Source organism: Rhodosalinus sp. (assembly GCF_041685465.1).
In the GTDB taxonomy this organism is placed as follows: Bacteria; Pseudomonadota; Alphaproteobacteria; order Rhodobacterales; family Rhodobacteraceae; genus Rhodosalinus.
Window position 1 is genome coordinate 1 of record NZ_JAWLFS010000125.1, and the last position, 8892, is coordinate 8892.

9 protein-coding genes are annotated in these 8892 nt (G+C 70.0%); 4 read left to right on the top strand and 5 right to left on the bottom strand.

The window, feature by feature from the left end; all coding sequences use genetic code 11:
* The coding region (locus ACESL7_RS09610) for an aminotransferase family protein (RefSeq protein ID WP_372893106.1) at positions 1 to 1110 on the top strand (1110 nt) is incomplete at its 5' end.
* Positions 1111 to 1413: 303 nt separating this feature from the next.
* Here the strand turns inward: ACESL7_RS09610 and ACESL7_RS09615 are convergent.
* The 4 genes from ACESL7_RS09615 to ACESL7_RS09630 form a co-directional block, all read right to left on the bottom strand.
* Positions 1414 to 2055 (bottom strand): DUF1523 family protein, encoded by a 642-nt coding sequence (locus tag ACESL7_RS09615; RefSeq protein ID WP_372893107.1) that lies wholly within the window; start codon positions 2053 to 2055, stop codon positions 1414 to 1416.
* 13 nt (positions 2056 to 2068) lie between these two features.
* Positions 2069 to 2335 (bottom strand): hypothetical protein, encoded by a 267-nt coding sequence (locus ACESL7_RS09620; protein ID WP_372893108.1) that lies wholly within the window; start codon positions 2333 to 2335, stop codon positions 2069 to 2071.
* Between the two features lie 307 nt (positions 2336 to 2642).
* On the bottom strand, positions 2643 to 3851 hold the full coding sequence (locus ACESL7_RS09625; RefSeq protein WP_372893109.1) for a M24 family metallopeptidase: 1209 nt from the start codon (positions 3849 to 3851) through the stop codon (positions 2643 to 2645).
* Between the two features lie 147 nt (positions 3852 to 3998).
* The gene (locus tag ACESL7_RS09630) at positions 3999 to 5492 is read right to left on the bottom strand and encodes an FMN-binding glutamate synthase family protein (protein ID WP_372893110.1); all 1494 of its coding nucleotides are present in this window, start codon (positions 5490 to 5492) and stop codon (positions 3999 to 4001) included.
* A 113-nt stretch (positions 5493 to 5605) separates the two neighbouring features.
* Here ACESL7_RS09630 and ACESL7_RS09635 point away from each other — a divergent pair, with 113 nt between their 5' ends.
* From ACESL7_RS09635 to ACESL7_RS09645, 3 genes are all read left to right on the top strand, one after another.
* Positions 5606 to 6049: a DUF302 domain-containing protein gene (locus ACESL7_RS09635; protein WP_372893111.1), complete on the top strand. Its 444-nt coding sequence runs from the start codon at positions 5606 to 5608 to the stop codon at positions 6047 to 6049.
* Between the two features lie 226 nt (positions 6050 to 6275).
* The gene (locus ACESL7_RS09640) at positions 6276 to 6755 is read left to right on the top strand and encodes a fasciclin domain-containing protein (RefSeq protein ID WP_372893112.1); all 480 of its coding nucleotides are present in this window, start codon (positions 6276 to 6278) and stop codon (positions 6753 to 6755) included.
* A 94-nt stretch (positions 6756 to 6849) separates the two neighbouring features.
* Positions 6850 to 7347 carry a fasciclin domain-containing protein gene (locus tag ACESL7_RS09645; protein ID WP_372893113.1) on the top strand — a complete coding sequence of 166 codons (498 nt, stop codon included), beginning with the start codon at positions 6850 to 6852 and terminating at the stop codon, positions 7345 to 7347.
* Positions 7348 to 7422: 75 nt separating this feature from the next.
* On the opposite strand, the gene ACESL7_RS09650 is transcribed toward ACESL7_RS09645, so the two are convergent.
* On the bottom strand, positions 7423 to 8892 hold a 1470-nt coding region (locus ACESL7_RS09650; protein ID WP_372893114.1), incomplete at its 5' end, for an AAA family ATPase.

Genomic DNA, 8892 nt, shown 5'->3' on the forward strand with positions numbered 1-8892 from the left:
ACGATCCCCGGCGCGCGCTTCGCCGAGGCGCTGATCGACAAGATGCCGGGGCTCTCCCGCGTCTACTACTGCAACTCCGGCTCGGAGGCGAACGAGAAGGCCTTCAAGATGGTCCGCCAGATCGCGCAGAAGCGCTACGGCGGGAAAAAGCACAAGATCCTCTACCGCGACCGGGACTATCACGGCACCACCATCGGCTGCCTCAGCGCGGGCGGGCAGGACGAGCGCAACGCGCATTACGGCCCCTTCGCGCCGGGCTTCGTGCGGGTGCCGCACTGCCTCGAGTATCGTCGCCACGAGCAGGAGGGCGCGCCGGAGGAGAACTACGGCCTCTGGGCCGCCGACCAGATCGAGGCGGTGATCCTGCGCGAAGGGCCGGACACCGTGGGCGCGCTCTGCCTCGAGCCGGTCACAGCGGGCGGCGGCGTGATCCCGCCGCCCTCGGGCTACTGGGAGCGGGTGCAGGAGATCTGCCGGAAATACGACATCCTGCTGCACATCGACGAGGTGGTCTGCGGCGTGGGCCGGACGGGCACGTGGTTCGGCTACCAGAACTACGGCGTGCAGCCCGACATGGTGACGATGGCCAAGGGCCTCGCCTCGGGCTACGCCGCGATCGCCTGCCTCGTGACCACCGAGGAGGTGTTCTCGATGTTCAAGGAGGCGCCGGAGGACCCGCTCGACTACTTCCGCGACATCTCGACCTTCGGGGGCTGCACGGCCGGCCCCGCGGCGGCGCTGGAGAACATGGCGATTGTCGAGGAAGAGGGGCTGCTGACCAACACCCGCGCGATGGGCGACCGGCTGATGGAGCGGCTGGCGGAGCTGAAGGAAAAGCATGCCGTCGTGGGCGACGTGCGCGGCTCGGGGCTGTTCTGCGGCGCGGAACTGGTGGCAGACCGCCAGACGAGGGAGCCCGTCGACGAAAAGCTCGCGCAGAAGGTGGTGGGCGAGTGCAACGCCGCCGGCGTCATCATCGGCGTCACCAACCGCTCGGTGCCGGGGCGGAACAACACGCTCTGCTTCTCGCCCGCGCTGATCGCCACCGCCGACGACATCGACCACATCGCCGCGACCGTGGACGCGGCGCTGACCAAGGTCTTCGGCTGAGCGCGACACCGGAGGCGCGTGCGGGCCAAGTCCCTTGCAAGGGACTTGGCCAAGCCCGTTGCAACGGGCTTGGGCGGCCCCGAGGCGGCGCCGGGCCGCGATGCTCCGGCCCGCCTGCGCTCCCGCGGAGCGCCGCGTGCGGCCACGAGGTCCGCGAACCGGCATGCCCCGCGAGCGCCCGCCGCTACGGAACAGACCTCCTTCCCGGGGAGAGCCGCATGGCCCGCGCCAGGGCGGAGCGCTGTCCGGTGAGCGGCCCGGCGTCTCCTGCCGGAGGGGCGCAGGGGCCGCGGCGTGCCCCGATCAGCCGGGCTCGCCGCGCCACCATCGGCGCAGGCGCGCCCCGCGCTCGGCCACGCCGTCGGAAAAATCGGCGACGCTGTCGCCCACCTCTTCGAAGACCGGGTCGAGCCGACGGCGCCGGAAGCGGCGCCAGCGCACCCAGACCGCCCAGCCGAGCGCGACGAGCAGCGTGAGGATCACGATATTCACCCAGGGGATGATCTGCTCCTCGGGGCCGTCCGCCAGCCGCACGTCGACCGCGTTGGGATAGATCGACATGAACTCGTTGCGCCAGCCGTAGTGGCGCACCACGACCCAGCGCGGATCGTCCTGCGTGGATTTCAGGTCGGCCGCGTCGGCCTGCAGATTCGCGGAATCGAACTTGAAATAGGGCGGCCAGCCCCAGCCGGTGTCTTCGTTGCGATAGATCATCGGGCGCCCGTTCCCGCGCCGCGTCTGGATGAAGAAGACGTCGCGCCCCTGCACGCCGGTCGCCATGCCCGAGGACTCGGAGGCCCAGAAAAGCGCGTTGTCGCCGTAATCGACCCGTGTCTCGTAGGTGTCGGTGATCCGCACGATGTCGTGCTGCGGCAGCGTGTAGTGCAGGACCGCCGCCACGACCCCCCAGAAGGCGAGGATGACTCCCCATTTCACATAGACCATCGCCGCCGCCTCCTCAGCCGAAATTCGTGAAGTAGATGATCGCGGCGACGACGAGCGTCGGGACCACGTAGACCCCGAGCAGGAGCTTGCGCCGGATCGAGTCGTCATAACGCTCGAGCCCGCGCCTGACGAAGGCCTCCCGGTCGCCGATGCGCCCCTTTTCGGCCCAGCGCTGTTCGAGCTTCTCGCGGCGCACGGCACGCGACCAGAGCGAGAGGCTCACGTAGACCACCGTCAGCGCAATGAACCCGAAGATCACGAGCCGCGCGAGTGCTGCCATCCGTCTCTCCTTTCGCCGCGCGGGCGCCTGCCTTCTTGATACGCGCGGGCCGGGCGGCCCGCAACGCGGCAGTTGGCCCGCCGGAACGTCGGGCGCACCATGACCCGTCACGGGCGGAGCGGTCCGAAGGACAGGGCCGCATGCGCGCCGCGCCGGACACCGGGCCGGAGACAGGCGGCGGCCGCGGCCTCGGCGAGCCGGAGACCGGCGGCGCAGGTCAACCTCCGCCCGGCCCGCGCCCGCCCCGGGCCTCGAAAGACGGCCGAACGGCAGGCAGGCGCCCGATCCCAAGCGCCCACCCCGGGGCTCACCCGACCACGTTGTGCGCCGGGCCATAGGGGAAGCCCGTGATGTTCTCCGGCGCATCCTCGGTCACGATCAGGATGTCGTGCTCGCGGTAGCCGCCCGCGCCGGGCGCGCCCTCGGGGATGGTGAGCATCGGCTCCATCGAGACGACCATGCCGGGCTCGAGCACCGTCTCGACGTCCTCGCGCAGCTCCAGCCCCGCCTCGCGGCCGTAGTAGTGACTGAGCAAGCCGAAGCTGTGACCGTAGCCGAAGCTGCGGTACTCCAGCAGGCCCCGGTCCGCGAGAAAGGCGTTGATGCGCTGCGCGACCTCGGCGCAGGTCACACCGGGCCGCAGCAGCGAGATGCCGTATTCGTGCGCGGCGACATTGGCCTCCCAGACGGCGAGACTCGCCGTGTCCGGCTCGCCGAGGAAGAGCGTCCGCTCGAGCGCGGTGTAATAGCCCGAGATCATCGGGAAGCTGTTGAGGCTCAGGATGTCGCCGCGGCGGAGCCTGCGCGCGGTGACCGGGTTGTGCGCCCCGTCGGTGTTGAGCCCCGACTGGACCCAGACCCAGGTGTCGCGATACTCGGCCTCCGGGAAGCGGCGCGCGATCTCGACCTCCATGGCGTCGCGCCCGGCCATCGCCACGTCAAGCTCGCGCACGCCCTCGCGGATCGCCTCGCGGATCGCGTACCCGCCGACATCGGCGACAGCGGCCCCCTGCCGGATCAGCGCGATCTCGGCCGGGGATTTCGTCATGCGCTGGCGCATCGTGGCGGGCGCGAGATCGCTGATCCCGGCCGGCGCGAGATGCGCGTCGAGCTCCGCCTGCGCGGCCACCGTCAGGTGATCGCCCTCGACCCCGAGCCGCCGGCCGGTCCCCGCGACATGGGCCACCGCGCGCCAGAAGTTGCCGCGCGCCCAATCGGTGTAGGTGAGGTTGTCGCCGTGACAGCGCCGCCAGGGCTGCCCGCCGTCGATGCCGGCGCTGATGGTCACGCAAGTCTCGGGCGTGACGACGAGGCCGTAGGGCCGCCCGAAGGCACAATAGAGAAAGCCCGAGTAGTAGGCCACGTTGTGCATCGAGGTCAGCAGGGCAGCGTCGACGCCGGCCGCCGCCATCGCGGCGCGCAGCCCGGCGAGGCGCGCCTCGTACTCCTGCGCCGCGAAGGGCAGCGGCGCCTTTTCGCCGTTGTGAAATCGGTAGTGTGCGGGACGTTCGCTCATCGCGCGACCCTCCTCCTCAGGGAAAGGTCCCGGCGTTCAGGACGGACGCGGGGCGCACCCGGACGGGTGTGGCGACGCCATCGCCCTGCCCCTGCGTGATATCTGCCCAAGGCAGGGACAGGGTGCAAGACCAGACGCGGGCCACGCTCAGGCCGGCACCGCGAGCGGCACGGAGGGATAGAGCTCGTTCATCGGCACGGAGCGGCCGTCCTCCTGAACGAGGCGGACGTGGCGGCGGCGCATCAGCCGCGGCTCGGCCACGCCGACGGAATGGGCGATCATCTCGACCTCGCCGATGATGGTGCGCGCGTAGGCGGCCACGCGGCGGTCCTTCTCCTCGGCCACGAGGCCCGCCTGCAGGCGCGGATCATGCGTCGTCACCCCCGTCGGACAGGTGTTGCGGTTGCACTTCAGCGCCTGGATGCAGCCGAGCGAGAACATGAAGCCGCGCGCGTTCGTGACGAAATCCGCGCCCGCGCAGATCGCCCAGGCCACGTCGCCCGGATTGACCAGCTTGCCGGAGGCCACGACGCGGATGCGTTCGTGCAGCCCGTGACGGTCGCGCTGATCGACGATGCGCACGAGCGCCTCGCGCAGCGGCATGCCGACGAGGTCCATCAGGGGCATCGGCGCGGCGCCGGTGCCGCCCTCGCCGCCGTCCACGGTGATGAAATCCGGCGCGCTCTCGGGTCCGCGGCGGTCGATCTCGGCGAAGAACTCCTCCCACGGGTCCGACGAGCCGAGGCAGGTCTTGATGCCGGTGGGCTTGCCCGTGACCTCGCGGACGTGGGCGATCAGGTCCAGAAGCTCGCCCCAGCTTCCGGCTTCGCGGTGGCGGTTGGGCGAGAGGCTGTCCTGCCCCTCGGGGATGCCGCGTATCTCGGCGATCTCGGGGGTGACCTTGTCGCCGGGCAGGATGCCGCCCTTGCCGGGCTTGGCGCCCTGGCTGAGCTTGATCTCGAACATGCGGACCTGGTCGTGCGCGGCGACCGCGCGGAGCCTGTCGTCGTCCAGATTGCCGTCGCCGTCGCGCACACCGTATTTCGCCGTCCCGATCTGGAAGACGATGTCGCAGCCCCCTTCGAGGTGATAGGGTGAGAGGCCCCCCTCGCCGGTGTTCATCCAGATGCCCGCCATCCGCGCCCCGTGCGCGAGCGCGCGCACCGCCGGGCGCGAGATCGCGCCGTAGCTCATGCCGGAGATGTTGAAGAACGACGGCGCTGCGAAGGGCGTGCGGCAGGAGGGGCCGATCACCAGCGGCGCGGTCGTGCCGTACTGATCGTCGAGCGGCGGGAAGGCCGCGTTCATGAAGATCGGCGTGCCCGGCGTGCTCGTCAGACGCGTGGAGCCGAAGGCGAGCGTGTTGCCCCGCCCCTCGGCGGCGGCATAGACCCAGTTGCGCTGCGCGCGGTTGAAGGGCAGCTCCTCGCGGTCCATGGCGAAGAAATACTGGCGGAAGAACTCTCCAAGCGTGGTGAAGAGATGGCGGAAGCGCCCGATCACCGGGTAGTTGCGCCGGATCGCGTCGCCCCGTTGCGTGCGGTCGAGCACGAAGAGCACCGCGACGGCCGCCACGCCGAGCCCCACGGCGATGATGAAGAGCGCGGCGAGCGCCTCGAGCGCGATCCCGATCCAGTCCATCGGCCCTGCCTTTCCGTCTTGACCTTCCGCAATGCGCGCGGACAGCTGCGAGCGTAGCGTGCCGATACCGGGCGGGCCACCGCGGCCCGTCTCACGAAACAGGGAGAGACCCCATGCGCAAGACACTCGCCGCCGCCGCCCTCGCCGCCTGCGCCCTCCCGGCGTTCGCCGACGAGGACATCGTGACCTACGAGACCGACATGAGCTTCGGGGACGTGGCCTTCGGGCTCGAGAACGCGATCCTCGACGAGGGGCTGGTGATCGACCACGTCAGCGACGTCGGCGGCATGCTCTCCCGGACGCGGGCCGACGTGGGCTCGGAGGTCGAGCTCTACGAGGCGGCGGAGGCCTACGGCTTCTGCTCGGCCAGCGTCTCGCGCGAGGTGATGGAGGCCGATCCGATGAACATCGCCTACTGCCCCTACCACGTCTTCATCATGCAGGAAGCGGGCGCGGAGACGGTGACCATCGGCTACCGCGGATACCCGGACGGGCCGATGGATGCCGTGGAAGAGATGCTCGACGGCATCGCGCGGGCCGCCATCGGGCGCGATTGAGCGCGGCGCGTTCACGTCCGCTCACAAGATTTTCATTGGAAGCGCGACCGGCGGCCGGCTTAGCGTCGGCCGCCCCGGCGTCAACCGCGATCGGCGGAAATCCCCGGTGAACCCTGCCGCGTTCTCCCGCGTAGAGGAACACGAGATGCCCGTTCGGGCGTTTCCGTTCGGTTCGGGCGTTTCTGTTCGAACGATTCATTCGTGTCCCACACGCAGGAGGACAAACATGTTCCGCACCACCCTCACCGCGCTCGCATCGGCAACCCTGCTCGCCGGTCCGGCGCTCGCCGACGAACACATGGGCAAGGACATCGTGGACACCGCCGTCGAGGCGGGCAACTTCACGACCCTCACCACCGCGCTCGAGGCCGCGGGCCTCGTCGAGACGCTGAAGGGCGAGGGTCCGTTCACCGTCTTCGCACCGACGGACGACGCCTTCGCCGCGCTGCCCGAGGGCACCGTCGAGGGCCTGCTCGACGACACCGAGACGCTCACCTCGATCCTGACCTACCACGTCGTCCCCGGCGAGGTGATGTCCTCGGATCTCTCCGACGGCATGACGGCCGAGACCGTGCAGGGCTCCGAGGTCGAGATCAGCATCATGGACGATACCGTCATGGTGGACGGCGCGACCGTGACGACGGCCGATATCGAGGCCTCGAACGGCGTGATCCACGTCATCGATTCGGTCATCATGCCCGAGTAATTTCGCGGCATGCGCCGGGCGGGGCGGCGCCATGCCGCCCCGCCCGGACGTTTGCCGGAACGACCGGCGCACACACGGAAAAGGGAGTTTCCACATGAACCGTCGCTTCGCACTCAAGGCGCTCGCAGGAACCGGCCTCGCCGCGACGATCGCGGCCTGCGCCCCCATGATGTCGCAGGCGCCCAGCATCGCCGGCGTCCTGTCGAGCAACGACCAGTTCTCGACCCTCGTCGCCGCCGCCGACGCCGCGGGCCTTGTCGAGACGCTGGACGGGGACGGCCCCTTCACCGTCTTCGCGCCGACCAACGCCGCCTTCGAGAAGCTGCCCGAGGGCACGGTCGAAGAGCTCCTGCAGCCCGAGAACCGCGACCAGCTCGCCGCGGTACTGACCTATCACGTGGTGCCGGGCGTCGTGACCTCGGACCAGCTGATCGGCGAGCGCCTCTCGGCGACGACCGTGCAGGGAAGCGACCTGCACATCGACGCGACGGGCGACGCGGTGCACGTGGACGACGCGCGCGTCACGCAGGCCGACATCACGGCCTCCAACGGCGTGATCCACCGCATCGACACGGTGCTCCTGCCGGAGTGAGCGGTCCCGCCGCCCGTGAAAAAGCCCCCGCCGGCGCGGCGGGGGCTTTCGTCTGTCAGGGCATCAACCGGCCGGTCAGTGCAGCACCGCCTCCTCGGGCGGTTGCCGGTCGGAGCGGCCGACCCGGTCGCCGATCAGCAGGCCGTCGGCCCCCGCGCTCACCGGGATCACGTCGCCGTCCTTCACCTCCCCGCCGAGCAGCATCTCGGCGAGCGGATCCTGCAGCGCCTTCTGGATCACCCGCTTGAGTGGGCGCGCGCCGAAGACCGGATCGTAGCCCTCGTTGGCGAGCCATTCCTTGGCCGCCTCGTCGATCTCCAGCCGGATCTTGCGGGCCGCGAGCCGCTTCTGCAGCTCGCCGAGCTGGATGTCGACGATGCCGGTCATGTCCTCGCGGTCCAGCCGGTCGAAGACGATGATCTCGTCCAGCCGGTTCAGGAACTCGGGGCGGAAGTGGTTGCGCACCGCCTCCATCACGTCGCCCTTCGCCTGATCGGAGTCCGCGCCCTCGGGCAGACGGCTGAGCGCCTGGCTGCCGAGGTTCGAGGTGAGCACGATCAGCGTCTGCTTGAAGTCGACGTGGTGGCCCTGCCCGTCGGTCAGCATGCCGTCGTCGAGCACCTGCAGGAGCACGTTGAAGACGTCCGGGTGCGCCTTCTCGACCTCGTCGAAGAGCACGACCTGATAGGGCCGACGGCGCACCGCCTCGGTCAGGACGCCGCCTTCCTCGTAGCCGACGTAGCCCGGCGGCGCACCGATCAGGCGGGCGACCGAGTGCTTCTCCATGAACTCCGACATGTCGATGCGCACCATCGCGCTCTCGTCGTCGAAGAGGAAATCGGCGAGCGACTTGGTGAGCTCCGTCTTGCCGACGCCGGTGGGGCCGAGGAAGAGAAACGAGCCCAGCGGCCGGTTCTCGTCGTTGAGCCCGGCGCGCGCACGGCGAACGGCGTTGGCCACCGCCGTGACCGCCCGATCCTGCCCGACGACGCGGGCATGGAGGTCCTCCTCCATGCGCAGGAGCTTCTCGCGTTCGCCCTCGAGCATTTTCGACATCGGGATGCCGGTCCAGCGCTCGACCACCGCCGCGATCTGCTCGGGGCGCACGGCCTCCTCGACCATGACGCCGTCGTCGGTCTCGTCCTCGCGCGCCTCGGCCTCGGCGAGCTGTTTCTCGAGCTGCGGAATCACGCCGTAGGAGAGCTCCCCGGCGCGGGCCAGATCGCCCTCGCGCTTGGCGATCTCCAGGTCGGCGCGCGCGCGGTCGAGCTGTTCCTTGAGCTCACGGGCCGATGCGAGCTTGTCGCGCTCGGCCTGCCACTTGGCGGTCATCTCGGCGGAACGCTCCTGCAGCTCGGCGAGCTCCTTCTCGAGCGTTTCGAGCCGCTCGCGGGAGGCCGCGTCGTCCTCCTTCTTCAGCGCCTCGGCCTCGATCTGCATCTGCAGGATCTGCCGGTCGAGCTGGTCGAGCTCCTCGGGCTTGCTGTCCACCTCCATGCGCAGGCGGCTCGCCGCCTCGTCCATCAGGTCGATCGCCTTGTCGGG

Coding starts and splice junctions, on each gene's coding strand:
- ACESL7_RS09615 (WP_372893107.1), bottom strand. CDS start 2,055: ATGGTCTATGTGAAATGGGGAGTCATCCTCGCCTTCTGGGGGGTCGTG.
- ACESL7_RS09635 (WP_372893111.1), top strand. CDS start 5,606: ATGCGCAAGACACTCGCCGCCGCCGCCCTCGCCGCCTGCGCCCTCCCG.
- ACESL7_RS09640 (WP_372893112.1), top strand. CDS start 6,276: ATGTTCCGCACCACCCTCACCGCGCTCGCATCGGCAACCCTGCTCGCC.
- ACESL7_RS09625 (WP_372893109.1), bottom strand. CDS start 3,851: ATGAGCGAACGTCCCGCACACTACCGATTTCACAACGGCGAAAAGGCG.
- ACESL7_RS09645 (WP_372893113.1), top strand. CDS start 6,850: ATGAACCGTCGCTTCGCACTCAAGGCGCTCGCAGGAACCGGCCTCGCC.
- ACESL7_RS09620 (WP_372893108.1), bottom strand. CDS start 2,335: ATGGCAGCACTCGCGCGGCTCGTGATCTTCGGGTTCATTGCGCTGACG.
- ACESL7_RS09630 (WP_372893110.1), bottom strand. CDS start 5,492: ATGGACTGGATCGGGATCGCGCTCGAGGCGCTCGCCGCGCTCTTCATC.